The 24714-nt window shown below is 58.4% G+C and carries 21 protein-coding genes; 13 read left to right on the top strand and 8 right to left on the bottom strand.

From position 1 onward, the window contains the following. Window positions 1-59: 59 nt before the first annotated feature. Both HMPREF2847_RS03445 and HMPREF2847_RS03440 read right to left on the bottom strand, forming a co-directional pair. Complete coding sequence (locus HMPREF2847_RS03445; RefSeq protein WP_070851542.1) at window positions 60-1043, bottom strand: bile acid:sodium symporter family protein; 984 nt, start codon at window positions 1041-1043, stop codon at window positions 60-62. Window positions 1044-1114: 71 nt separating this feature from the next. Further along, a complete protein-coding gene (locus HMPREF2847_RS03440; protein WP_070851541.1) occupies window positions 1115-1720 on the bottom strand; it encodes an SdpI family protein in 606 nt (201 codons plus the stop codon). A 60-nt stretch (window positions 1721-1780) separates the two neighbouring features. Between HMPREF2847_RS03440 and leuS the strand changes: the two genes are divergently transcribed. Continuing rightward, on the top strand, window positions 1781-4699 hold the full coding sequence (gene leuS, locus HMPREF2847_RS03435; RefSeq protein ID WP_070851540.1) for a leucine--tRNA ligase: 2919 nt from the start codon (window positions 1781-1783) through the stop codon (window positions 4697-4699). 156 nt (window positions 4700-4855) lie between these two features. Here leuS and HMPREF2847_RS03430 read toward each other — a convergent pair whose 3' ends face one another. The 4 genes from HMPREF2847_RS03430 to HMPREF2847_RS03415 all read right to left on the bottom strand — a co-directional run bounded on the left by HMPREF2847_RS03430 (window position 4856) and on the right by HMPREF2847_RS03415 (window position 8537). Then, the gene (locus tag HMPREF2847_RS03430; RefSeq protein WP_070851539.1) at window positions 4856-5257 is read right to left on the bottom strand and encodes a hypothetical protein; all 402 of its coding nucleotides are present in this window, start codon (window positions 5255-5257) and stop codon (window positions 4856-4858) included. An 80-nt stretch (window positions 5258-5337) separates the two neighbouring features. Then, complete coding sequence (locus tag HMPREF2847_RS03425; protein WP_048760048.1) at window positions 5338-6270, bottom strand: universal stress protein; 933 nt, start codon at window positions 6268-6270, stop codon at window positions 5338-5340. Window positions 6271-6428: 158 nt separating this feature from the next. Beyond that, window positions 6429-6920 (bottom strand): MarR family winged helix-turn-helix transcriptional regulator, encoded by a 492-nt coding sequence (locus HMPREF2847_RS03420; protein ID WP_048733166.1) that lies wholly within the window; start codon window positions 6918-6920, stop codon window positions 6429-6431. A 531-nt stretch (window positions 6921-7451) separates the two neighbouring features. Then, the gene (locus tag HMPREF2847_RS03415; protein ID WP_016421706.1) at window positions 7452-8537 is read right to left on the bottom strand and encodes an inositol-3-phosphate synthase; all 1086 of its coding nucleotides are present in this window, start codon (window positions 8535-8537) and stop codon (window positions 7452-7454) included. A gap of 272 nt (window positions 8538-8809) precedes the next feature. Here HMPREF2847_RS03415 and HMPREF2847_RS11420 point away from each other — a divergent pair, with 272 nt between their 5' ends. The 10 genes from HMPREF2847_RS11420 to trxA all read left to right on the top strand — a co-directional run bounded on the left by HMPREF2847_RS11420 (window position 8810) and on the right by trxA (window position 18830). Beyond that, window positions 8810-9181, top strand: a complete 372-nt coding sequence (locus HMPREF2847_RS11420; RefSeq protein ID WP_240593405.1) for a DUF5318 family protein — start codon at window positions 8810-8812, stop codon at window positions 9179-9181. An 11-nt stretch (window positions 9182-9192) separates the two neighbouring features. Further along, window positions 9193-11670, top strand: a complete 2478-nt coding sequence (locus HMPREF2847_RS03410) for a transglycosylase domain-containing protein (RefSeq protein WP_070652672.1) — start codon at window positions 9193-9195, stop codon at window positions 11668-11670. Next, entirely contained in the window at window positions 11671-11862 is a 192-nt protein-coding gene (locus tag HMPREF2847_RS03405; protein ID WP_016421704.1) for a hypothetical protein, read from the top strand. Window positions 11863-12173: 311 nt separating this feature from the next. Continuing rightward, window positions 12174-12461 (top strand): 30S ribosomal protein S6, encoded by a 288-nt coding sequence (gene rpsF, locus HMPREF2847_RS03400; RefSeq protein ID WP_005511978.1) that lies wholly within the window; start codon window positions 12174-12176, stop codon window positions 12459-12461. Between the two features lie 121 nt (window positions 12462-12582). Beyond that, on the top strand, window positions 12583-13149 hold the full coding sequence (locus HMPREF2847_RS03395) for a single-stranded DNA-binding protein (protein ID WP_049170077.1): 567 nt from the start codon (window positions 12583-12585) through the stop codon (window positions 13147-13149). A 100-nt stretch (window positions 13150-13249) separates the two neighbouring features. Then, window positions 13250-13702, top strand: a complete 453-nt coding sequence (rplI, locus tag HMPREF2847_RS03390; RefSeq protein WP_005511982.1) for a 50S ribosomal protein L9 — start codon at window positions 13250-13252, stop codon at window positions 13700-13702. A 735-nt stretch (window positions 13703-14437) separates the two neighbouring features. Continuing rightward, window positions 14438-16030: a replicative DNA helicase gene (dnaB, locus tag HMPREF2847_RS03385; protein ID WP_049170075.1), complete on the top strand. Its 1593-nt coding sequence runs from the start codon at window positions 14438-14440 to the stop codon at window positions 16028-16030. Window positions 16031-16172: 142 nt separating this feature from the next. Next, window positions 16173-17369: an acyltransferase family protein gene (locus tag HMPREF2847_RS03380; RefSeq protein WP_070851538.1), complete on the top strand. Its 1197-nt coding sequence runs from the start codon at window positions 16173-16175 to the stop codon at window positions 17367-17369. A gap of 89 nt (window positions 17370-17458) precedes the next feature. After that, a complete protein-coding gene (locus HMPREF2847_RS03375; protein WP_070429056.1) occupies window positions 17459-18307 on the top strand; it encodes a fumarylacetoacetate hydrolase family protein in 849 nt (282 codons plus the stop codon). 142 nt (window positions 18308-18449) lie between these two features. Continuing rightward, complete coding sequence (gene trxA, locus HMPREF2847_RS03370; RefSeq protein WP_070429055.1) at window positions 18450-18830, top strand: thioredoxin; 381 nt, start codon at window positions 18450-18452, stop codon at window positions 18828-18830. A gap of 93 nt (window positions 18831-18923) precedes the next feature. On the opposite strand, the gene HMPREF2847_RS03365 is transcribed toward trxA, so the two are convergent. Then, entirely contained in the window at window positions 18924-20225 is a 1302-nt protein-coding gene (locus tag HMPREF2847_RS03365) for a serine hydrolase (RefSeq protein ID WP_070851537.1), read from the bottom strand. Between the two features lie 161 nt (window positions 20226-20386). On the opposite strand from HMPREF2847_RS03365, the gene HMPREF2847_RS03360 reads away from it, so the two are divergent. Continuing rightward, the gene (locus HMPREF2847_RS03360; protein WP_070851536.1) at window positions 20387-21223 is read left to right on the top strand and encodes a PspA/IM30 family protein; all 837 of its coding nucleotides are present in this window, start codon (window positions 20387-20389) and stop codon (window positions 21221-21223) included. A 178-nt stretch (window positions 21224-21401) separates the two neighbouring features. On the opposite strand, the gene HMPREF2847_RS03355 is transcribed toward HMPREF2847_RS03360, so the two are convergent. Then, complete coding sequence (locus tag HMPREF2847_RS03355) at window positions 21402-22982, bottom strand: NYN domain-containing protein (RefSeq protein ID WP_070851535.1); 1581 nt, start codon at window positions 22980-22982, stop codon at window positions 21402-21404. Window positions 22983-23243: 261 nt separating this feature from the next. On the opposite strand from HMPREF2847_RS03355, the gene HMPREF2847_RS03350 reads away from it, so the two are divergent. Continuing rightward, window positions 23244-24521, top strand: a complete 1278-nt coding sequence (locus HMPREF2847_RS03350; protein ID WP_070851534.1) for an MFS transporter — start codon at window positions 23244-23246, stop codon at window positions 24519-24521. Window positions 24522-24714: the final 193 nt, after the last annotated feature.

The raw sequence follows: 24714 nt of genomic DNA, 5'->3' as shown, positions 1-24714 counted from the left end.
TGCGCCCCAGTATATGTGCCAAGCCGGATTCGCCCCTCGGGTTCATGCCCTAGACCGCGTTAAGCGGGTTGTCGCTCCGGCTCAGCTTCTGCTTCCTTGCCCCAGCGAGCGGCGTAGACCGCACAGATCATCAGCTGAATCTGGTGGAAAATCATCAGCGGCAAAATGTAGAGGCTGGCATCGGCACCGAAGATAACGGCGGCCATTGGCAGGCCAGTGGCCAGGGACTTCTTCGAACCGCAGAACTGAATGGCAATGCGGTCCTTGCGGTCGAAACCCATCTTCTTTGCGATGAAACCGGACAGCCGCAAAACGAATTCCACCAGCACTACCGAGAGCACACAGAGGATGACAATGTCGCCGGCCGGCACCTTCGACCAAATGCCCTGCACCATGCCCTCGGAGAACGCGGCATAGACAACCAGTCCGATGGAAAGTCGGTCAACGTTCTTAGTCGTCTTCGCGGCGGCAAACTTCAGGGTCCAACGGCGAGTGAGCTGGCCGATTGCGAACGGCAGCAGCAACTGCAGCGAAATATCCAAAAACACCGACGAATCCACATGAACGCCGCCACCAGTGGCCATCAACAGCATCACGAGCACCGGTGTGACGACGATGCCCAGCAGGTTAGAAGCCGAGGCACTGACGATTGCGCCAGCGACATTGCCCTTGGCGATGGAGGTGAAGTTCACACTCGACTGCACCGTTGACGGGGCCAGCGTCATGTACAGAATGCCCAGGTAGAGGCCAGGAGAGAGAATCCAATCCAGGGGTTTCATCAGCAGGCCGAGGATTGGGAACAGCACGAATGTGAAAGCCAGAATGGTTATGTGCAGCCGCCAATGCTTAACACCGGCCAACGCATCCTGCGGGCTCAAACGCGCACCATAGAGGAAGAACAAGAAGCCGATGGCGATCTTCGTTGCCCAGCTGAAAACCTCAGCGGTAGTGCCGCTTGCAGGAAAAAAAATCGCCAGTATCGCTGCAGCAACGATACCGACGATGAGGGGATCTGGACGCCAACTCACAATTCGTTGCCACATGGACAAATAGTTTAGTGGGCAACCAGAAGTTGTCTTACTATTTTGCAGAAGCTTTTCTCTGCAATAATTTTTTACTTCTTCTGCTCAGCTGCCTTGCGCAGCGCATCCTTGTCCACAGGCTTGAAAGTGGCATCCGCGGATGAGCCCTTGTCCGTGCACAGTCCTTCCAGGCCACAGGAGCTGCAGCCACCGGAGACACCGCAGTCTGCTGCTGGGTTGTCGGAGCAGCAGGCATCATCAGCTGCAGTGTCAGCGGCATTAGTGGTGGCAGAGCCACAGCCGCTGTCACCGTCACCGCACCCACAACCGGAGCCGGACTCGGCGGAGACCTTGGCGTCGTAAAGCGCGATGGTGTGCGAGCCGATAGCCGCACCAACGCCGAGCATGGCGATACCGGCGAGCAGAGCGACGGCGTACCACAGCCACATCCAACCAGAGGCCTCCGGGCGGATGGCGAGGAAGGCGAGCATGGCGGCGCCGAGGAAAGCGACGGCGGACACAGCCCACGGCGGCCCGGCAACGCGGTGCGTAATATCCCAGTTTTCCTGGGACTTTCGAGCCTCGGGCGCACGAATTCCAATCCAGTTATTACCCGGCAGCTTCGCCGACCATGCCAAACCAGCGACAACGGCTATGCAAACAGCCAGAACCAGGGTAATTACAGGGATGACAATCATGCTTCCAATTTATATAGGTGGTTGGGCACGTGCCAAACGCACCTATTAGACTGTGAGACCATGACCAACAGCGAAAAGTCCTCGTCCTCGGCAGAAGCCACCGACTACCGCTACTCCCCCGAGCTGGCGACTCAGCTAGAGGGAAAGTGGCAGGCGTATTGGAAAGATAACGGCACCTTCTACGCCCCCAACCCGGTCGGCGATTTGGCAGCTGCCGACGGCTCGACTCCGCCGAAGGACAAGCTTTTCGTCCAGGACATGTTCCCGTACCCGTCAGGCGTCGGTCTGCACGTAGGCCACCCACTGGGTTACATCGCCACCGACGTCTTCGCGCGCTTCCACCGTATGCAGGGCGCAAACGTGCTGCACACCCTGGGCTACGACGCCTTCGGTCTGCCGGCGGAGCAGTTCGCAATCCAGACCGGTACGCACCCGCGCGTGACGACGGAAGCGAATATCGCCAACATGGAGCGCCAGCTGGGCCGCCTGGGGCTTGGCCATGACCGCCGTCGTGTTTTCGCGACCACTGACCAGGACTACTACAAGTGGACGCAGTGGATTTTCCTGCAGATTTACAACGCCTGGTTCGATGAGGATCAAAAGAAGGCCCGTCGTATCGATGAGCTGATTCCACTGTTGGAGTCGGGCGAGATGGCTACCAAGGACGGTCGCGTCTACGCTGAGCTCAGCGAGACTGAGCAGCGCGAAGCTGTGGATGAGTTCCGCCTGGTTTACCAGTCGAATTCGATGGTCAACTGGTGCCCGGGCCTCGGCACTGTGCTGTCCAACGAGGAAGTGACCGCCGAAGGTCGTTCGGAGCGCGGTAACTTCCCGGTGTTCCGCAAGCGGCTGGGCCAGTGGATGATGCGCATCACCGCTTACGCCGACCGCCTGGTCGATGATCTGGAGCTGCTGGACTGGCCGGACAAGGTCAAGTCCATGCAGCGCAACTGGATCGGTCGCTCCCGCGGTGCTGAGGTCGACTTCGCAGCTGAGGTCGGCCCGAAGGTCTCCACCAAGATTAGGGTCTTCACCACTCGCCCGGACACTCTCTTCGGAGCCTCCTACATGGTGCTCGCTCCTGAGCACGAGCTGGTGGATCAGCTGGTCGAAGCCGGCAGTGGTTCCTACGAGGGGGTGGATGAGCGCTGGACCTTCGGCAAGGAAACCCCAGCTGAGGCCGTCGCCGCTTACCGCGCCGCAATTGCCTCCAAGTCCGACCTGGAACGCCAGGAGAACAAGGAGAAAACCGGCGTCTTCCTGGGCGCTTACGCCACCAACCCGGTCAGCGGCGAACAGGTGCCGGTATTCATTTCCGACTACGTCCTGATTGGCTACGGCACCGGTGCCATCATGGCTGTCCCGGCCCACGATGAGCGCGACTACGAGTTCGCCACTGCCTTCGGTCTGCCAATCCGCGAGGTCGTTGAAGGCGGTGACATTGCAAAGGAGGCGTACGTCGGTAACGGTACGTGCGTGAACTCCGCCAATGACTCCGGCCTGGACATCAATGGCCTGGACAAGGACACCGCCATCGCCACCGTCATTGAGTGGTTGGAGAAGGAAGGTACTGGCCACGAGAAGGTCCAGTACAAGCTGCGCGACTGGCTGTTCGCCCGCCAGCGCTACTGGGGCGAGCCCTTCCCCATCGTCTACGACGAGGACGGTCACGCCCACGCACTGCCCGAGTCCATGCTTCCGGTCGAGCTGCCGGAGGTCGAGGACTACAAGCCGGTCACATTCGACCCGGACGATGCCGACACCGAGCCAAAGGCTCCACTGGACAAGGCCACTGACTGGGTCAACGTCGAGCTCGACCTCGGCGACGGCAAGAAGAAGTACCGCCGCGACACCAACGTCATGCCGAACTGGGCAGGTTCCTCCTGGTACCAGCTGCGCTACATTGACCCGAACAACGCTGAAAAGTTCGTTGACCTGGAAAACGAGCGCTACTGGACCGGCCCCCGCCCGGAGACGCACGGTAAGGACGATCCAGGCGGCGTCGACCTCTACGTCGGCGGCGTCGAGCACGCGGTGCTGCACCTGCTCTACTCCCGCTTCTGGCACAAGGTCCTCTTCGACCTCGGCTACGTGACCTCCAAGGAGCCGTACCGTCGTCTGTTCAACCAGGGCTACATCCAGGCCTACGCCTACACCGATGCCCGTGGTGTCTACCAGCCGGCGGATCAGGTAGTTGAGCGCGATGGTAAGTTCCTCATCCCAGGCGGCGCCGAAGATGGCTCCGACCTGGAGGTTTTCCAGGAGTACGGCAAGATGGGCAAGTCCTTGAAGAACGCCGTTTCCCCTGACGAGGTCTGCGACAACTACGGCGCTGACACCCTGCGCGTCTACGAGATGGCCATGGGGCCGCTGGACACCTCCCGCCCGTGGGCGACGAAGGACCTGGTCGGCTCGCAGCGCTTCCTCCAGCGCGCTTGGCGCCTGGTGGTCAATGAGGACTCCGGTGAGCTCGCCGTCACGGACGCAACGCTTTCCGACGACGACCTCAAGGCGCTCAACCGCACCGTGGAAGGGGTTACCTCTGACTACGCAGAACTGCGTGACAACACGGCCGTCGCAAAGCTCATTGAGTACGTCAACTACCTGACCAAGACCTACGGATCAGCCGGTTCACCGCGCGCCGCTGTGGAGCCGCTGGCTCTCATGCTGGGCCCGGTGGCACCGCATATCGCGGAGGAAATGTGGAGCCGCCTCGGCCACTCCGAGTCCCTGGCGCACGGTCCGTGGCCGGCAGTTGACGAGAAGTGGTTGGTCGACGACACCGTTGAGCTGCCAGTTCAGATTAACGGCAAGGTCCGCGCCCGCATTGACGTGGCTACCGATGCTTCCCGCGAGGATATCGAGGCCGTCGCGCGTGCCGACGAAAAGGTTGTCGCAGCGGTGGAGAGCGCCGGTGGCAATATCGTGAAGGTCATTGTCGTTCCGGGCAAGATGGTCAACCTGGTTGTGAAGAAGTAGCCAAGGAAGCCAGTGCATACAAGAAAGTGTCCGGGTTTATGACAGTTTGAGGCCTAAAATTGGCTCAAATTTGTCATAAACCCGGACACTTTCTCGCTTGAGGCTTTCTCGCAAAAACCTCAAGAGGGTGGCACCGAGGCTGGCCGCCTCTTACCCCTACTTCACGCCAAGGATAAGGACACCGAATGTGGAGACCATCCACATCAAAGTGAAGGGCATGAGCACCCAGCACATGGCCAGCCACGGGCGCCAGTTGCGGAAGTTCTTCCACTCCACGTAGGTCTGCCAGAAGCCCAAAAGGCAGCCGACCAGGGAGATTACGCCTGGGACAACCGGGAAGAGAATCTCCCAAGTGCGTGAGCAGATGAAGCTAGACTTGCCCGCATCACAGGTGGGGCCACCGACGATTGCGCCGGCGATACCAATAATGAGGCCCGCCAGCAGGGTCGTAAGAATCACGCCTGCGGTGTAGACATAGGCGCGCTTGCCGGAGTACATCTTGCGCTCAAGCTCGTCGAAGAGTTCATCCTCATCGCGCTCAGGTGTGTTGTCTACCATCTGCTCCCCTCGCCTCTAAAATGCCGTACTAATACCGTACTAATGCCATTTGATGTGCCTGCCATATTAGGCCGGAGTAATTAGGCTGGGGTAATCAGCATTGGCACCGGGCTGTGGCGAACAATGTGGTTGGTCGACGATCCGATGAAAATTCGTCCAAAGGGGCCGAGCGTGGACGAGCCCAAAACGAGCAAGTCCCCCTTCTTCCATTTGATGGACTGAATGGCCTCTTCCCAACCGTTGCCGGAGGCCACGTCCGCATCGATGGACAGATCTGGGTAACGGGTATGCGCGCGGTCGGTACCGCGGTCGAGCAGCCCCATCGCCTGCTCGCGCCACTCAATCATCAGGTCCGAGGAGGGGCCGTAGCCGTTCTCCGTCGGGTACATGGTCGCACCGCGGGGCGTAAACGAGACCAGACGCAGGGGAACTTCCCAACGGTGTGCCAGGTCAGCAGCCTTATTCAATGCGTGGTGCGACTGTGGGGTGTCAATGTAACAAATGCTGACACGGGTCACACCATGCTTAGAAAGTTTCGCGCCGGGGATAGCCAGCCCCAGTGGAGTTGGCGAGTAGTGCAGCAGCGCATCCGAAGTCGACCCCGCGGTAAAGCGACTGCGGTTCTTGGCGGCCCAGTCCTTGGTATTGCTTCGGCGCGTGCCAAGCAGAACCATATCGGCTTCGAATTCTTCGGCCTCGTTACAGATAGTTGTAGATTCGCTGGAGGATTCGATGATCCGCACGGCATCGTCGTCAAGCATGCCCTTGCGCAGGCCAGCGAGCTTTAGCTCATCCTTGATGATTTTTTCAAGAGACTCGGTTTCGTGGGAAACCCAGGAGTCATTGGTGCTCAGCCGAGCCAGTGAGGTCAGCGGCCAGCCGCGCGACAGTGCGCTGACGACGCGAATCTGCACCTTCGTGGTGCGAGCTAACCAAGCGGCGTAAGCAAGCGTTTCGGTGCCGTACTCGCCTGGACGCCACGCAATCATGATACGAAGCGGGCGGGAAGCCATCGCTAATCCTCCTGTGATTACTCAGAAATATCCAAGTGGTGCTTCTGGGTAATAGCCTACGTGGATAGGCGGGTATATATAAAACGGCACTGATGACGTGTAAAAGCTATGTACCCTGCCTGTGGGCTTAAAGAGGGCAGGGCTAGCTGGAAAAGAGACTAGACGCTTGGGTTTGTCTTTGGATGCTCCGGGTAGTTTTCGAGAATCTTGGACAGAATCGTCTCAAGACCAGCGCCAAATTCCAGCTCTTCCTGGCTCAGCGTGCTGAACATTTCAGCCATCTGCTGATTGCGCTCTTCAGAAACACGGTGCAGCTCTTCACGGCCACGGTCGGTCAGTTCAACGCGGACGCCACGGCGGTCTTTGCTGTCGCGGACGCGCTCCACCATGCCGGCGACCTCCAAGTGGTGCACAGCGTTGGAGGCGGTGGGCATGCGGATGGCCTCGGCCTCAGCCAACTGGCTGATACGGCAGGCGCCCAGTGCCTCCAGGGTCATCATGATGGACAGCTGCGCGCGGCTGAGCTGGGACTCCGAGGAGCGGCGGCTGTAGAGCAGCTCAGCGCGAGTCAGGAGAGGGCGAATGCGCTTAGCGAGCGACAGAGGAGTAACGGCATCAGGATTGCCAATCGAGCCCGAAGATAATGTCATAGCGACGATGTTATATGCGAACAGCGCTAGTTGCCAATACGAAATTTATTTGGGGTGCTATTTATTTTTCTACAACTGGTGATTTCGGCAATGAAATCACCAGGAATTCTCCATCAATTATCTAAAACCCCAGTACAAAGCATTAAACCTATCTGTGTATAAGGTTTTTTCGGTACTGGCAGAAACCCCCTAAAGTGTCACTTCTTCTGTACTTAGAACGTTGGCTTGGAGGTAGCCATGCGGCTACTCTCGCGAATACTTTCGGCTTGTGATATATCTCGCGAATCAATCCTCTCGGATGTATTGCTGTCAGCTTTACGACGGCTGCAGCGCACGCATCCATGGCAGGGACGAGGTGGGCGCAGCAGCGAGTAGGGCGAGTAGGGCGAGGAGGGCGTGGAAGGAAGCGGGGAGGATAGGGGATAGAGGAGCACAAAAGCGCCAGCGGCTACTGCATGGGTAACCGGCTGGCGCTTTTCAAGGAACATGCTCCCGGAGCTGCTCGCTTGTACTTTTGAGTGCTTGTACCTTTTAGTCTTCGCCCTTAATAAATGCTTCGAGCTGTGCTCGGGCAACATCGTCGGCAAGCTGCTTCGGCGGGGACTTCATCAGGTAGGAGGAAGCGGCGTAAACCGGGCCGCCGATGCCGCGATCCTTGGCGATTTTGGCCGCGCGAACAGCATCGATGATGATGCCGGCGGAGTTCGGGGAGTCCCAGACCTCGAGCTTGTACTCAAGGTTCAGCGGCACCTCGCCGAAGGCCTTGCCCTCGAGTCGGACGTAGGCCCACTTGCGGTCATCCAGCCAGTCCACCCAGTCCGACGGGCCGATGTGGACGTTGCGGTCATCGATCTTGCCGGCCAGTGGACCGGTGAGATTGGAGGTGACAGCCTGGGTCTTGGAAATCTTCTTGGACTCGAGACGGTCGCGCTCGAGCATGTTCTTGAAGTCCATGTTGCCGCCGACGTTGAGCTGCAGGGTGCGCTCGAGGCGAACACCGCGGTCCTCAAATAGCTTGGCCATGACGCGGTGGGTGATGGTTGCGCCGACCTGGCTCTTGATATCGTCGCCGACAATCGGAACGCCCGCGTCTTCGAACTTCTTGGCCCACTCCGGGTCGGATGCGATGAAGACCGGCAGGGCGTTGACGAAGGCCACACCAGCGTCAATGGCACACTGTGCGTAGAACTTGTCGGCCTGCTCGGAACCGACCGGCAGGTAGGAGACCAGGACATCGACCTTGGCGTCCTTCAGCGCCTGAACTACGTCGACCGGTTCAGCCGGGGATTCGTCGATGGTGTCCGCGTAGTACTTGCCAACGCCGTCCAGGGTCGGGCCGCGCTGAACCTCAACGCCGAGAGTCGGGACATCGGCAATCTTGATGGTGCAGTTTTCGGAGGAAACAATGGCCTCGGAGAGGTCCTTGCCGACCTTCTTGTCGTCAACGTCGAAAGCTGCGACGAACTCGACATCGGAGACGTGGTAGTCGCCGAAGACGACGTGCATGAGGCCAGGAATGGTCTCATCGGGCTTTGCATCGCGGTAGAACTCGACACCCTGCACCAGGGAAGAGGCGCAGTTGCCGACGCCGACGATAGCGACGCGAATTGAACTCATTTAGTAATTCTCCTTGAAACTATGTGCTCGGAGGCTTTGACCTCGCGCCGGGAACTCACACCGGGAACTCGCATCAAGACCTAGCATCAGAACCCCGCACCAGGGTCTTGCGCCAGCGGTGCGGCCGTGAGTGGGTGCGCGCATTGAGGTAACGAGCGTGACGTTATACCTTTATGCGTTTTTTGCCGATGCCCGAACCGTGAGGGGGCATGTGTTTACCGATAAAGCGGGGGTGAAACCAGCCCGCACGAGCCTGCTAATCTGTCTTCGTGATGACATGGCAGGGCGAGATTGATCACTCCTTGCTCAAGAAGCAGTTATTGGAGCAGTGGCGTGTAGGGGAGATTTCACGGAAATCACTCTGTGATGCTGATGCTCGGCTGGTCGCTGCCGCGCGTTTTCATGGCAGAAAGTCCCAGGAAGAGTGCCCAGTATGTCGCAAATTCGACCTCCGACTCGTATTCTGGGTGTTCGGAGAAAACTTGGGCCGTCGTTCCGGCTCTGCTTGTACTGAAAACGAATTATCCGCAATAGTTAATGAATATGGTTCGTGCACCGTCAAAGAAGTTGAGGTGTGCCCCGACTGCAAGTGGAGTTTCCTGACCCGGACACTTCAGGCAGCTCGAGAAGAGTCAGAAAACTAGGGAGAGCACCCGTGAGCAATGATCGACCCGATAGCCCAGGCGGTCCTAACAGCCCTCACGAGGGCCAGGGTTCTAATTCATCAGGCGAGTGGTGGGATCAGCCGGATGCTGATTCCTTCAATACGCACGCACACTCCGATGACGCATCGCTTGACGACGATTCCAGTGACAGCATTGATGCTGTTTCGGTCGGTGGCAATGACGAGGGTCTGGCTACCGGTTCAGAGATGACGTCGGCAAGCGAGCCGGATCCGGAGAAGGGGCAGTACGCCCCAGATGACCATGAACCAGATGACCATGAAGAGGAAAGCTCGATGGCGCAAGAAGAACAGCCGACTGACAATAAGCGGCGAATTTTAGCGTGGCTCGGTCTAGCCGTGGCGTTGGTCGTGCTGTTGCCGGTAGTTGTGTTCGGTGTTGCTTATGCGACAACGGACGTGCCGGAGCCAGAGGAGTTGGCCAATAGCCAGATTGCGGTGATTTATGACCGTTCTGGTGAAAAGGAAATCACGCGCATCGTCCCCGAGGGCGGTAACCGAAGCAACATCACTATCGACAAGGTGCCGGATGCTGTACGCAATGCAGTGCTGGCAGCTGAGGATCGTGATTTCTATACCAACCCGGGTTTCTCCCTGACTGGTTATGCCCGTGCGGCTCTGGGAGTCGTGACTGGTAATTCCAGTGCGGGTGGCGGCTCGACCATTACGCAGCAGTACGTCAAGAATGCTGTGGTGGGCAATGAGCGCACGCTGACCCGCAAGGCCAAGGAACTGGTCATGTCGGCGAAGATGGCGCGGGAGTGGACCAAGGACGAAATCCTTGAGGCCTACCTCAACACGATTTACTTTGGTCGTAACGCATACGGTATCGCGGCAGCGTCGAAGGCCTACTTCGGTAAGGAAGTCGGTGAGCTGAATGCCGAAGAGGGTGCTGTGTTGGCGGCCTCGATTCAGCGTCCATCCGCACTGGATCCGTGGACTAACCGCCCGGAGGCTGAGCAGCGTTGGAACTACGTCCTCGATGGCCTGGTGGAGATGAACATCGTCTCGCCGCAGGACCGCGCGGGAATGCAGTACCCGGAGACCATCGATCCGGCGTTGGCGCCGAAGCAGGCTCCGGAGCCCGGCCCGGCTGCCATGATCAAGAATCAGGTGCTGGCTGAGTTGGAGCGCGAAGGTATCTCCGAGCAGGAGGTCAACACCGGCGGTCTACGCATTACGACGACCATTGACCCGACGGTACAGCAGGCTGCCCTGGATGCGATGGAAAACTACGTCGATCAGTCAACGGGTTTGCGTGCCGCCATCGTTTCGGTGGAGCCAAAGACCGGTGCTGTCCGCGCCTACTACGGTGGCGACGATCCGACTGGTTGGGACTACGCGAACAGCGGTCTGCAGACCGGTTCTACTTTCAAGATTTTTGCGCTGGCCGCAGCGCTCGATCAGGGCATTCCGCTGACCGCGCAGTACTCTTCGGCACCTGTGCAGTCCGGTAACGTCACTCTGCACAACGACGGCGGTGCCGGCGGTGGCGTGCTTCCGCTTTATGAGTCCCTGAAGCAGTCGCTGAACACCCCGTTTATTCGCCTGCAGCGCGACCTAAAGAATGGTCCGGATGACACCGCCAAAATGGCTCATCGTCTGGGCGTGGCTGAGTCCATCCCGGGTATTGAAAAGACTCTGATGGACGACAACGGTCACTCGCAGGACGGTATCGCCCTGGGTCAGTACCTCTCACGTCCGCTGGATATGGCCGTTGGTCTGGCTACCCTGACTAACGATGGCGTCTATCAGCAGACTCACTTCGTAGAGAAGGTCGAAAACTCCAAGGGCGAGATTGTTTACGAGTCCAACGCTGACAAGGGCGACCGTCGAGTTTCCAAGGCAGTGGCCACCAATATGATATCGGCCATGGAGCCTATTGCCGGTTACAGCAACAAGCCCTTGAGCGGTGGTCGCCCGTCGGCCGCCAAGACCGGTACTACGCAGTTGGGTGACACCGGCCAGAACAAGGATGCGTGGATGATCGGTTCGACACCGCAGCTGTCGACTGCAGTGTGGGTTGGCAACGTCGATGGTTCGGCGCTCTACAACGCCTACGGTGGCATCATGTACGGTGCCCAAACTCCGGGCGATCTGTGGAAGTACACCATGGATAACGCACTGGCCAACGAGGACTTTGAGTACTTCACCAAGCCGGAACCAATCGGTGGTGTTGCAGGTGCGCCGCAGTACCAGGCGCCGTCGACCTCTGACTCTGGTTATGACCAGGGCTCTGCCCCGGAGACCACAGAAGAGGAGTCGGCCGAGGAGTCGACCTCTGAGTCCTCCGAGGAGCAGCCTGCACCGCTTCCGGTTCCGGGTGGCGATGGCGGCGGCGGTGGCGGCGGAATCGCTGACCTACTGCCCATCCCGATTCCGGGAGGCGGTGGTTTCGGCGGTGGCAATGAAGGCGGCGGAGACCCCGGTAACCCTGGAGGTGGACAGTAAGTGGATACGTGGGTGATTTTCACCATCGTCTGCGTCGCGATCGGCTTCCTGATGTTCGGCACGGCCTTTTGGGGCTTCATGCAGAAGTGGAAACCGGCAATCATTTGGGCTCTGTGCCTGGCAGCCTTCCTATTCGCGACAGTCATTCCGGTGATTATTGCGTTGGCACATGCTTCCTCGACATCAATGTAGGACGCAGGCCAGGTAGTTAGCTGCTAGAGCGCTAACTGCCCACCAAGCACGCGACAACTTCACAATTCAAAGAGACGCACGCAGTAGCTCTGTGTGCGTCTCTTTTTATTCGGCGCCCTGACACCGCTTGCCAGTACTGCTTGCCGACGGCGCCTGCGATTAGGACATATACCTCTGCCTGCGGTACCCTGGCAGGGTTGCTTGACGCAACGATCCTCCTGCTGCATAGCGGTTGGCATGAAAGACAGTGCCAGCGCACCACGCTGTGTAGCCGAAATACAAGAACTAGACCATAGGAGGTGATGAGGTCCGTGCGTCACTACGAAGTAATGATTATTATCGATCCGTCTCAGGATGAGCGCACCGTAGGCCCGTCCCTGGAGAAGTACCTCGACGTTGTCCGCAAGGAGAACGGCAAGGTGGAGAAGGTGGACATCTGGGGTAAGCGCCACCTCGCCTACCCGATCGAGAAGAAGGAAGACGGCATCTACGTTGTCGTCGACCTCACCTGCGAGTCCGCAACCGTGCTGGAACTCGACCGTCGTCTGAATCTGAACGACAGCATCCTGCGCACCAAGGTGCTGCGGGTTGATCGTTAATCTGCGTCATATTTGCGTAGCCAGAGTGCTCGAATGGGGCACACCGGTAAAGCGAAAGCCGTAGGATAGCGGGCGAAAGCCCCATCATCAGCTCGACAGAATACAACCGAGGAGAAGAAGCATGGCTCAGGGAGACGTACAAATCACAGTGGTTGGCAACCTGGTTGCTGACCCGGAGCTTAAGTACACCCAGAACGGCACCGCCGTCGCGAACTTCCGCGTCGCGTCGACTCCGCGGGTGTACCGAGATGGCCAGTGGGTTGACGGCGAGGGTATGTTCCTCACCTGCAGCCTGTGGCGTGAGGCGGCGGAGAACGCTGTCGAAAGTCTCTCCAAGGGCATGCGCGTCATCGTCCAGGGTCGTCTGCGCCAGCGCAGTTACGAGACCCGCGAGGGCGAGCGTCGTACCGTCTTTGAGGTTGAGGTCGATGAGGTGGGCCCGTCCCTGAAGTTCGCTCGAGCTCAGGTCACGCGCACTCCACGCAACGGCGGTGGAAACTTTGGCGGCGGCAACCGCAGCCAGGGCGGAAATGCCGGTGGTGGTTTCGGCGGTGGCTTTGGTGGAAACCAGGGCAACCAGGGTGGACAGGGCGATCGCGGTTTTGGTGGCGGAGCTCCTGCGGAAGATCCGTGGAACTCAGCTCCTCCGGCCGGTGGCGGCTTCGGCGGCGATGAGCCTCCGTTCTAAGCTCCTTGCAGCCACGGCACTACGTGACTAGTTTGCAGCAGATTTAGCATCCACAATTCTCATAATCTTTTAAAGACATATCCAGCGAAAGGCAGGGATCATGAAGCTGATCCTCACCGCCGACGTTGACAAGCTCGGTGTCGCAGGCGACATCGTTGAGGTCAAGGCCGGCTACGGACGTAACTACCTGCTTCCTCGCGGACTGGCAATTGTTGCCACCCGCGGCGCAGAAAAGCAGATCGAGGGCATTCGTCGTGCCCAGGAGGCTCGCGCTATCCGCGACCTCGACCATGCACGTGAAGTCAAGCAGAAGATTGATTCGCTCGACAACGTCTCCGTTGCTGTGAAGGCTTCGGAAAATGGCAAGCTGTTCGGTTCTGTCACCAAGGGTGACATCGCCGATGCAGTTCGTAAGGCTTCCGGTCAGGCTATCGACAAGCGCGCAGTCGTGCTTGCTCCGAGCCAGATCAAGTCCCTTGGTAAGCACACCGTTGACATCGCGCTGCACCCGCAGATTACCGCGCATGTTTCCGTACAGGTCGTCGCCGCGTAAGTTCGCGGTTTAGAGTTTTTACTTTGACGGCGGCTGACGAGCACCGCGTTTAAAGACTGCGCGGGCTCTGAGGCCCAATGACAACAGCACACGTGAAGCTCTGATCTTTCGTAGTGAAAGGTCGGGGCTTTTCGTGGTTTAAGGCTGGTTTAAAGCCTTTTACGCAGGTGTTGGAAAGAGCGTCTACGACTTGTCCACAGGCTAACGATGATTGCTGTGGATAAACCTGTGGGTAACTTGCCTGGCTGCCGTGGATAACTTTTCTGGAGAGCGCGAGATTTTTATTAATTTATCGTTAATAATCTCCGCATGAGCAGCATCGATGCTAACGAGGTAACAGAGGATTACATTTGTGCAGAATTAAGGCAAATACGCACTGACCTGCGTAGATAGAATATTTCCGGGTTGAAACTCCGCTACCCCCGTTAACATTCAAGCGGCGGTTTAGGGTTACGGACCGTTCACCTGGACTTTTCTTGATTGTGCACATGTTCTCCCCAGGCTTGTCCACAGGTGCTGTGGATAACTTCGGGGATAAACACCGTAGAAGATTGTTTTCCGGGGCCTTCAAGGGTACTTTTACAGGTCCGTCAATCCGCTCGAACAGGTATAACTGCGGTAGGTAGTCAGGTGTCCAGTGCTGGCGGTCGGAACAGACATATTGAGTGTGACGGTCAGTCAGCAACAGGGTTGAAAAGGCACCTAAGTGGTCCAGAAGGGGAGGAGCTGCTCACGATGAGTCAGCCTGTAGGTGATGGTGGTCATTCCGGAGCAGGGGACGAGGCGTCCTCCTACTCGGTAAATTCCCACGATGATTCCTTCGATGACGTTCCGCTGCCCCCGGAACCGCCGGTAGAGGATGCGCCACCGGAGGAGTATTCCTTCTCTCAGAGCTCGGGCAACGGATCGTCGGCAAGCGGATCTGGGGCGCGGGACTGGGAGCGAGACCGTGGTCGTGGCGCTCGTGCGAGTGCGGTCGCGGGCGCGACTTTTGAGCGCACGCCGCCGCACAATATCGAGGCGGAGCAGAGTGTGCTCGGCGCGATGCTGCTGAACTCAGAGGTCGTTGCGGATGTGTACGAGCAGCTGACGCCGGAGGATTTCTACCGGCCAGCGCACCAGACGATTTACTCGGCGATTTTGCACCTCTACGGTGAGTCCTCGGAAATTGACCCTATTTTGCTGGCAGGTCGTCTGGATCGAACTGGAGACCTGGAGCGTATCGGTGGTCCGCTGTACCTGCACACCTTGGCCTCCCTGGTTCCAACGGCGGCGAATGCGCAGTTCTATGCCCGCATTGTTGCGGAGAAGGCGACAATCCGTCGCCTGGTCGAGGCCGGCACGAAGATCGCCCAGATCGGCTATGCGGGCGCGGAGGACACGGAGCCGGAGCAGCTGGTGGATGAGGCGCAGCAGCTCATCTTCAGCGTTGGACGTGAGAACACGAAGAATGACTACGTTCCCATCGCCGATGTCCTGGATGACACGCTGGAGGAACTGGATCTTATTACCCAAAACGGCGGTCTGGCGCAGGGTGTGCCGACGGGGATTACCAACCTGGACAAGCTGACGAACGGCCTTCACCCAGGTCAGATGGTGATTATTGCGGCTCGTCCGGGTGTGGGTAAGTCCACGCTGGCGATGGACTTCATGCGTTCGGCCTCGATTCGCAACGGCATGACCAGCGCAATTTTCTCGTTGGAAATGTCGCGCAACGAAATCATGATGCGCATCATGTCCGCAGAGGCGAAAATCAACATGGCATCTTTGCGCTCCGGTGACCTGGATGAGCGGGACTGGACAAAGCTGGTCGAGGTCGGCGACAAGATTCGGGATGCTCCGCTGTTTATTGATGACTCGCCGAACCTGACCATGATGGAAATTCGCGCGAAGGCACGTCAGCTGAAGCAGAAGCACGATCTGAAGATGATTGTGGTCGACTACCTGCAGCTGATGAGCTCGGGTAAAAAAGTCGAGTCCAGGCAGCAAGAGGTCTCGGAGTTCTCCCGTCAGCTCAAGTTGTTGGCGAAGGAACTCGAGGTACCGCTGATTGCAATTTCGCAGCTGAACCGTGGTCCGGAAGCTCGCACAGATAAGAAGCCACAGGTCTCGGATCTGCGTGAGTCGGGCTCACTGGAGCAGGATGCCGATATCGTCATGCTGATTTACCGGCCGGACTCGCAGGAGGCCGACCATGAACGTGCTGGTGAGGCGGATATTATCGTCGCAAAGCACCGTGGTGGGCCGACCGGAAGCATTGCTGTGGCCCACCAGCTGCACTACTCCAGGTTCGCCAACCTGGCGGAGGAGCCCAGCGGTTCTCTCTAGGTTCCTGGCCTAGCCACCCAGAATTAGTGCAATCCGGGTGGCTAGGTAAGGTGAGTGACAGTCAATGGGGCGAGTTTTCGTGCGTTGATGGTTTTGAAGGTTTTGAGGGTTACGCGGAGTCGTCGGGAAGCGGGGAAGCACTATGTCACCAACTGCCGCTCCCGTGGCAGCGGAGACCAAAGCTAAAAGGCATAAGAGTGCGCCGAAACAGCGCGTCGGCTGGGTAGATGCGGCCAAGGGGCTGTGCATTCTATTAGTTGTGCTTGGCCATGCCATCACAGAGCTGCAAGCGCACGGTTACTACACGGCGCAGTGGGCGGGGATTAACTTCTTCCTCGGACCAATCCGTATGCCGCTGTTTTTCCTGCTATCTGGTCTGTTCGCCGGCAAGGCACTCAAGGAGTCGTGGCATAAGTTGGCCAATCGCCGAATCTGGGTGATGGTCTATCTCTACGTGATTTGGGTTCCACTGCGTGACTTCGTGCTTTTCCTCATGCCATATACGCACGAGGATGCCGATGGCATCGTGTCTCCGCCGCCGATTACGGACCACAGTGCGTGGGGGCCGCGAATTTACAACACGCTTCACGCGGGCATCGAGCCAACTTCTTACCTGTGGTTCCTGTGGGCGCTGGCGCTATTTGCAATTCTCACACGAGCATTCCGCTGGGTACATCCGGTGATTCAGCTCATCGTTTCAGGCCTCATTAGTGCATGGGCGCCTTTTGCCTCATCCAGCTGGTCGTGGGACTTTGTCAGCAAGATGCTGTTCTTCTATGTGCTGGGCATGTACGGTGCGCCCTGGATCTTCCGGATGGCACAGCGTCGCAGCGGCCTCTCACTGCTAGTGACGCTGACGGCGTTCCTGTCGGTGGCAATCTGGGTGCAGGCGACCTACGCGAGCTTTAACGAAGGCAACGTCGGCTTCACCCGCGTGTACCTGTCCACCACTGGCGCACTGGCTGCAATCAATGTTATGGCGATGCTGCAGAACACTCGCCTAGTTGTGCCCTTTGAAAAGGTTGGCGGCCGAACGCTGCCTATCTTCCTCATGCACATTCCAATGTTGGTTGTGGTCATGATTATTTGCGACCTCATCCTGCCGAAGGACCCACACTTGGTCATCATGACGCCGCTGGTGGCCATCATCGCGGCGATGCTGTGTCTCGGTCTGCACAGGTTGCTGCTTGCCATCGGTGCCGGATGGCTCTTCGTCCGTCCTGCTTGGGTAGTTCGCATGACTACGCCGGGACAGCGTGCTCTTCAGCACAGCCAGAATCTTCCCTCCCAGCCTGAAGGCGAGGCTCTGCGTCAGCCAAAGAGCGAACCTGCTTCCTAATTCAGCTCAACAAGGCGGTAGCGTGGAACCGAGAGCCGATCAGGCGGCAGAAGTGACACAGAGAATAGCCATGAAGAAATGAGAAAGCCATGCGTCTAGCAACGTTGCGATACCAGGGTGCAACCCGCGCCGCTGTTCTCGGCGACGGCGTAGCGGTCCTTTTTGATGACCACTGTCTCGGAGATGTGTTAGCGCGGCCAACGTGGCGTCGTGAAGCGGAAGAACTCTTGGCGGAGGCGGGGAACAACCCTGACAACGTCATGGCGGAGAGCACGTGGGCGTTCGCGCCGCTGATCACGCGGCCGGGCAAGATTGTTTGCGTCGGCCTGAACTATGCCGCCCACATCGATGAGATGGGACACGAGCGTCCCGAGGTGCCGACGCTATTCGCGAAGTTTGCCGATGCCGTTGCCGGTGCGAAGGATGATATCCGAGTGCCGGAGGCCTGCGCGGAAAAGCTCGATTATGAAGGCGAGCTCGCGGTTATCGTCGGCGAGACCTGCTTGCGGGTGTCGGAGGAGCAGGCACAGGACGCTATCGCTGGGTACGCGATTATGAATGACTTCACCCAGCGCGATTTCCAGTACGCCACTGCGCAGTGGTTACAGGGGAAGACGTTGCAGCGTGCCAGTGCTTTCGGGCCGTGGATGCTCACAGCCGATGCTTTCGATGCGGACTCCGCACGGGTGCGCACATATGTCGACGGAGAGCTGCGCCAGGATGCCCCGATTGCGGACCTTGTTTTCTCCCCGGCGAAGTTAATCGCCTACATCTCACAGTTCGTGCAGCTGAACCCGGGCGATGTCATCTCCACGGGAACGCCGGCGGGTGTTGGCCACGGCATGAGCCCGCAGACCTACCTTCAGGATGGCCAGGAAATGATCATCACCATCGATGGCCTGGGTAAACAGGCCAACACTGTCCGCATCAACCACTAGCACGCGCCGCTTTACGACGTCCCCGCGAACCCGGCGGGAATGAATTGACTCCCGCGTGCGTTGTGGGGAACTAACGGGTAAAAACCTACGTAAAGAACGTGAAGTTAGAACACGACGTTAAAGAGTAAGAGGAGTTAGACCCATGGCAACTGTTGATATTACGAACGAGACTTTCGCTGAGACTATTCAGAACAACGACATTGTGCTCGTTGATGCCTGGGCATCCTGGTGCGGTCCGTGCCGCCAGTTCGCCCCGATTTATGAGAAGGCTTCGGAGAAGCACCCAGAGGTAGTGTTCGCAAAGCTGGACACCGATGCCAACCAGGAGGTTTCGGCCGCCCTGGGCATTCAGTCGATTCCGACGCTGTTTGTTTTCCGCGAGGGAATCCTGCTGTTCCAGCACTCTGGTGTGCTGCCTGAGACCGCTCTGAGCGACCTGGTTGGCCAGGCTTCGGAGCTGAACATGGATGATGTCCGTGCGCAGATTGCCGAGCAGGCCGCACAGGATAGCGCTACCGAGTAAATTCTGCGGTTTAGTCCGCATACTGTGCGTTTTCCAACTTAGAGCACTGCCGCATGAGCCCCCGCGCCTCAAGCCCGCGGGGACTTTTTGTATCTAGTCCGCGCGCTGGCCACGAATGAGCCAGCCAATACCAAAGCCAGCGAGTGCCGCTACTAGTGCCCACAGGGCTGGAGCGACTTTGTTTGAGTTTTCCTCAATCGACAGTGGTGCGCTGGTGCGGGCATGCTTTGTCTCCTTCTCACCTGTTGGCAGAACCTGCCCGCCCGGGAACACGTGCTTGACAGCTTCGGTGAGGTCGTTGGCGGTCAGGTTTTTGCCCAGAACCGCGATAGCGTAACGGTCATCGTCGCCAAGGAATCCGGCAGTGGTGTGCTGCTCTTCGTACCAACCGGATTTGTTGGCAATCGTTTCCTTCGGTAGCGCTGCACGCAGACCGAAGTTCTGGTCTGCATCGCCGTAGGAGTAGCGCGGCAGTGAGTACATCAGCTGACGCATGTATTTGGTCTCCGTGTCGCTCAGTCCGCCTTCTTCGCTCAGCATGCGGTCAAAGTAGGCGACCATGTCGGCTGGCGTACTAGTGGTGGCTCCCCACATAGGCGAGCCGACGGTCTTATCCGACAGGCCGTAGCGCTGCCGGACATTGTCAACGATGCGTACACCGCCGTAGGAATCCCACAGCTCGTCAGTTGCTTCATTGTTGGAGTATCGAATCATGTCGTCGCGCAGCATGGCGTCGGGGTTGCCCTCAACCGGCATATCGCCCTGGCCAGCGACGATCTCGCCCTTCTTCGGCTGTGTGTAGTTGGAGTAGGCCACGACATCGGCGATGAATACCTTCATCAGGCTGGCGAGGCGAAAAACATCATCACAGTGTGCGTTGCAGATGAACTCACCGGTCTGGCGATCCAGGATGCCCATGCCGAGCATGCCGCCCTTAGCATCAAACTTCTCGGTCACCTGGTCGAGACGAGTTTGGACGCCAAGGCCCCACTGGGTCTTCGCCCCTGGCACAAGTGGGGGAAACGCCTTCGGCTCACTTTTCGCAGTGCTTTCCGACGGCTCCGTCGAGGACGTTTCCGATGTCGTTGAAGAGGTTTTCTCTGCCGACTTCTCCGCCGACTGTTCTGCCGACTTCTCTGCGGTTCGCCCTGTGCTCTTCTCGGGAGCCTTTTCAGCTGGCTTTTCGGTGGTCTTCTTGGTTTTTGCGTCGGAGGGCTTAGTCGGCTCCGTTGAGGATGGAGCTGCGACGACTACCTGCGAAAATGCGCCGGTATCGGTGGAGTCAGCAGTTGCGGTGACTGTCGCGTTAGCCAGCGCCGCAGTTGCTGACAGAGTAATTACCGCGGCGAGACTCGCGGCAAGTCCGCGGTACGCGCGTTGAGGGCAATGAACCATGTTTAGAGAGTTTACAACTCTGGGGGAGTCTTGCTTGTCGGTAACCAGCTCTTTCCGTTTGCCGAGAGAGAGCGAGCTAGCTCACGTACAATTTTTTAAGAGATGGAATCTTCTCGGTTCCGATTAGTTATTCCGCATATGTTGAGGAAGGTTGGATTTGCATGGCTAATCCATTTGCCAAGGGCTGGAAGTACATGATGTCTTCGTTTGATAAGAAAATCGAGGACAATGCGGATCCGAAGGTTCAGATTGCACAGGCAGCTGAGGCCGAGCGTCAGCGCCATCAGGAGATTCAGCGTCAGGCTGCGGCTATCATCGGCAACCGCAATCAGCTGGAAATGCAGCTGGGGCGGTTGACCTCTGAGCGTGACAAGATTACCGAGAACACCCGCCAGGCACTCGCCAATGCGGATCAGGCTCGTGCCAAGGGCGATGAGGCCACTGCACAGAAGATGGAAAGCACTGCTGAGGTGTTTGCCACCCAGCTGGTGAATGTTGAAAAGGAGCTGGAAAATACTACGCAGCTCCACCAGCAGGCCGTATCTGCTGCTGAGGAGGCACAGCGTCAGGCGCAGCAGTCGCAGGCTCGCTACGAGCAGATTAAGCAGGATATCCGCAAGCTGGAGTCGCAGGCGGATCAGGCCAAGATGCAAGAGACCGCGTCGAAGACTCTCCAGAGCATGCAGGGTATTTCCGAGGATCCGAATGTGCCGACTTTGGATTCGGTCCGTGAGAAGATTGAAGGCCGCTACGCCAATGCGTTGGGCGCTCAGGAGCTCGCGGAATCCTCACAAGCAGGTCGCATGGCTGAGATCGAGACTTCGACTCGCGATGCCGCTGCCGACATGCGTCTGGCCGAAATTCGTGCCCAGATGAATAATGAAAGCGCTGCTCTCGAATCCGGTTCTGCCGTGAAGGATAATGCCGGCGAGCTGGAGTCCTCCGAGGCTGCCGAGGCCGTTGAGGACACCACAACGGACGCAGACGAAGCGAAGTAGCCTTCACCAGTTGCCAACAATCGCCAACAAGAAAGTGTCGGGGTTTATGGCAGTTTGAGCGGGAAAAACCACCCTAAACTGCCATAAACCCCGACACTTTCTCGCGTCAGCCGCACCAGCAGCGACAGTAGCGCCGGCAGCGCCGAAGCCGCCGAAACTGCCGAAGCCGTGAGACGCGCTACTTCTCCAATTCGCCGTTCTTCCGCGCGAGCAGCACCCCGCGGATACCGGCGTGGAAACCATCGCGCAGATTGACGCGCTGCGTCTCCGTCAGCGTGTATTCGTGCAGGGTTTCGCACGCAAACTGCAGCAGCGGACGATCAATGTCCGGCGGCAGCCCACCACCAGAGAGCAAGTGGGCACTATCGCGCGCCTGCTCGTTCGCAATATTCTCGTACCACCAGTTCGCGTACTGCTGTCCCACATCGAACGGCGTCTGGAAACCCGCGGATGCCCACACCTCGTTCGGCAGGGGCACGTATCGACTACGCAGCTTCCTCCTTGGCGCCATCATCGAAGGATTCGGCCGCGGGTTTGGTTTCGGGGTACTCGCGTTGGCACCGTCTTCGCTTGCCGACGGCTCCGTCGCTGACTCCCCACTGCCGGTTGCAATCGACGACGCGGAATCGGAGGCAGACGCGCCTGCATTCTCGGCTCCGGTGTTGTTCGCAGTGTCGTTACCAGCCCCACTGCCAGTGTTGACTGTTGCGCCGGGCATGGCCGCTGGAGAAGGCTGTGCTGGCTGAGTTGGTTGCGTTTGCTGTGTTGGCGAGTCAGCCGAAACGCCCGAAGCAGCGGAATCCACCTGTGTAGCTTCCAAACCGCCGGTGCGCTCTACCTCAGCGCGGTGCTCAGCCTGCGCCGGGATTTCCCGGGCACCCATCTTGGCCGCGTGCTCGACCTCGTTGAACTTCGGCGAGTCGGCCTTGGCCGTCGGCGTGGCTGCGGCATTGTCTTCGCTGCGACAGTCGGAGTCGCGGTCAGCTGTGGGGGATGGCACAACGCGCTGGTCCTGCGGAACCTCCGGAGAGCCGGCCTCCGGCGAAGCAACATCACCGTCGGCAGCGGAGGGAGTGTTCTCCGTGCCGTCGTCAAGCGAGTCCTCGCCCGGAGGAGTGATGCGCGTATCCGGTACGCAGGTGGCACCGAGATCTTCGATTGGTTCGGCATCGCCCAGCGGCTTATTCGTGCGGACGACCGGTGGGATTGGGCCCTCGAGGACATTGAGCTGCATGGCGTCGGCGAAGTCCTCGCGGGGATCGAGGATTGTCGTCGAATCGCAGGCATGGCGAAGCGCACCGGACATGGAGTCCCAGCCGAAGCCGTAGAGATGCACGCGCACACCGGCGGCCGAAGCCTCAGCGACGCCGGGCAGCATGTCCGCATCGCCCGAGACCAGCACGATATCGGAAACTTGGTTGCGCAGGCCGGCTACAACCATGTCTGCGACGAGTCGCGTATCGACGGCCTTCTGCGTCCGTCGGTCACCCCATTCAATGAGCTGACCTGCGCGCAGCTGCACACCATCAATCGTGCGCAGTGAGCGCTGGTAACGATGCGGCCCCGACTCCGGGATGCCGTCGTACCAAAGTTGCCGCTGAACTGGCTGGTTCAGCTGCTGGTTAATCATTCGGTCAAGGACACTAACTACTTCTCTAAGGTCGATTTCTAATTGCCCGCGGGCTCCGGTTTCCCACGAGTTGTAAAAGCTCGCCAGTAAATATGACGTATCGACGAACACCAATGTGCGTTCAAGCATGGCTCCTAATTCCTGATTCTTTATTAACTAAATAAGCAAACCGGTTACATCGACAAGGATGCCCGAATAATTCATTCTATGCGCTAAACATGTTTAACTTCAGGGACTATTCTTAATAAGCCGCATTGCTTTGACCGTTCTTCGCGGGTTGGCAGAAGTGCGAGCCGACGAGAAAACACCGATCAATTTAGGTATTGACGTGCAAAGAAATCGCCCCGCGAAGAGTGCGACCACACAGGAGAAGGGGAGTTACAAACAGGTATGAGACGCTGGTTCGGCCTATTGGTTCTCATTACTGTGTTGGGGCAAGCGGTTTTCAACGGCGGTCGCGTGCTGCTTTCTTGGCGAGTCCTCGATTTTGGCGGTTCCGCCGCCACCGTCGGTTGGTTCACTGCCGCATTTTCACTTGTACCTCTTATTATTGCGCTTCCCGCCGGCAAGCTTGTCGACAGCCATCGTGCCACCGAAGTCATGTACTCCGGTCTCGTCGCCACCGTCATCGCTGCAGCAGTAATGGCGCTCTCGCCGAACCTACCTATTCTTCTGATCGGCTACGTGGCCCTGGGTTTTGCCCACATGACCACGCTCATCGCCGCTCAAGGCATGGTTTCGCACCTGCGTGGCGGCGTCGCCGGGCTTGATAGCCTCTTTGCGTACTTCACGCTTGGAATCTCCGTCGGGCAGTTCCTCGGCATCGTCGGTGCGGGTCTGCTCACTCCCAACCACGACGGCAGCGCCATGACCGCCACCACTTCCGCGCTCTGGACGATGACGGGAATCGGTGCGGTCGCCCTGGTCATCGGCTGGCCGGTCGCAACTGCTTATCGACGGCACGAAGCAAATGCAGCCGCCGAAGTGCAAGCTGCTAGCTCAACTGAGTATTCTCCGGCGTCGACTGTTAGCGACCGCAGCCGGATGGAGGAGAGGCGGCTGGCGCAGGCCGAAGCCAGTGGCGCATCGGTCTTAAGCATCCTGCGTATCGATGGCATGTCCAGCGCTATGTCTGTCTCAATCGCGGTCATCGTAGCCATTGACCTGTTGACGGCATATGTGCCGGTGCTGGGACGTGAACTGGGCTTTAGTGTTGCCGAGGTGACGGCGATCCTTGGTGCGCGTAGTGGTCTTGCGATTATTTCCCGAGCCCTCATGCCGACTGTTTTGCGCAAAGCTAATCGCAATCGGGTCCTTATCATTGCAGTTTGTGCCGGTGTCATGCCGCTTTTGGCAATGCCGTGGCTACAGAGTGCGTGGCTGATGGTTATCGCAGTTGGTATCTGTGGCTTGGCGTGGGGCTTTGTCATGCCTATGTCTATGACGTGGGTGAGCTCCCTGGTGGATGCCGAGGTGCGTGCTCAGGCGCTATCCATCCGGCTGATGGGTAACCGCTTGGCGCAGGTCATCCTGCCGCCGGTTGCTGGTTTGGGTGCTACCGCGATGGGTGCAGGCAGCGTGTTTCTGGGGGCGGGTGCGCTGATGGGTGTCGCGTCTGCCACTGCTTGGCGACGACTCGCAGGTGACAAGGCGGCTCTGACTAAGTAATTGGTCGGTTGCTGAGTTGCTGACAAGTAGCGACCGAGCCGTAGGAAGTCTCTGATTTGGCGTACGGGGTTAACTAAAGTGAATTGTTTTCATGGTTCTACCAGCGGATTCGCTTAAATAAGGGCGTGTGTGTAATGTAATCGGAGGTCAGCGCGGCCAGGCAGTTTATGTGTTTGGTTGGCTGATGTGGGGG

The organism is Corynebacterium sp. HMSC074C03, from assembly GCF_001838285.1.
In the GTDB taxonomy this organism is placed as follows: Bacteria; Actinomycetota; Actinomycetes; order Mycobacteriales; family Mycobacteriaceae; genus Corynebacterium; species Corynebacterium amycolatum.
This window is presented reverse-complemented; position numbering and strand designations above follow the sequence as displayed.

Coding starts and splice junctions, on each gene's coding strand:
- trxA (WP_070429055.1), top strand. CDS start 18,450: ATGGCAACTGTTGATATTACGAACGAGACTTTCGCTGAGACTATTCAG.
- HMPREF2847_RS03415 (WP_016421706.1), bottom strand. CDS start 8,537: ATGAGTTCAATTCGCGTCGCTATCGTCGGCGTCGGCAACTGCGCCTCT.
- HMPREF2847_RS03355 (WP_070851535.1), bottom strand. CDS start 22,982: ATGCTTGAACGCACATTGGTGTTCGTCGATACGTCATATTTACTGGCG.
- dnaB (WP_049170075.1), top strand. CDS start 14,438: ATGAGTCAGCCTGTAGGTGATGGTGGTCATTCCGGAGCAGGGGACGAG.
- HMPREF2847_RS03350 (WP_070851534.1), top strand. CDS start 23,244: ATGAGACGCTGGTTCGGCCTATTGGTTCTCATTACTGTGTTGGGGCAA.
- HMPREF2847_RS03440 (WP_070851541.1), bottom strand. CDS start 1,720: ATGATTGTCATCCCTGTAATTACCCTGGTTCTGGCTGTTTGCATAGCC.
- HMPREF2847_RS03445 (WP_070851542.1), bottom strand. CDS start 1,043: ATGTGGCAACGAATTGTGAGTTGGCGTCCAGATCCCCTCATCGTCGGT.
- HMPREF2847_RS03395 (WP_049170077.1), top strand. CDS start 12,583: ATGGCTCAGGGAGACGTACAAATCACAGTGGTTGGCAACCTGGTTGCT.
- leuS (WP_070851540.1), top strand. CDS start 1,781: ATGACCAACAGCGAAAAGTCCTCGTCCTCGGCAGAAGCCACCGACTAC.
- HMPREF2847_RS03365 (WP_070851537.1), bottom strand. CDS start 20,225: ATGGTTCATTGCCCTCAACGCGCGTACCGCGGACTTGCCGCGAGTCTC.
- HMPREF2847_RS11420 (WP_240593405.1), top strand. CDS start 8,810: ATGACATGGCAGGGCGAGATTGATCACTCCTTGCTCAAGAAGCAGTTA.
- HMPREF2847_RS03380 (WP_070851538.1), top strand. CDS start 16,173: ATGTCACCAACTGCCGCTCCCGTGGCAGCGGAGACCAAAGCTAAAAGG.
- HMPREF2847_RS03375 (WP_070429056.1), top strand. CDS start 17,459: ATGCGTCTAGCAACGTTGCGATACCAGGGTGCAACCCGCGCCGCTGTT.
- HMPREF2847_RS03425 (WP_048760048.1), bottom strand. CDS start 6,270: ATGGCTTCCCGCCCGCTTCGTATCATGATTGCGTGGCGTCCAGGCGAG.
- HMPREF2847_RS03360 (WP_070851536.1), top strand. CDS start 20,387: ATGGCTAATCCATTTGCCAAGGGCTGGAAGTACATGATGTCTTCGTTT.
- HMPREF2847_RS03420 (WP_048733166.1), bottom strand. CDS start 6,920: ATGACATTATCTTCGGGCTCGATTGGCAATCCTGATGCCGTTACTCCT.
- HMPREF2847_RS03430 (WP_070851539.1), bottom strand. CDS start 5,257: ATGGTAGACAACACACCTGAGCGCGATGAGGATGAACTCTTCGACGAG.
- rplI (WP_005511982.1), top strand. CDS start 13,250: ATGAAGCTGATCCTCACCGCCGACGTTGACAAGCTCGGTGTCGCAGGC.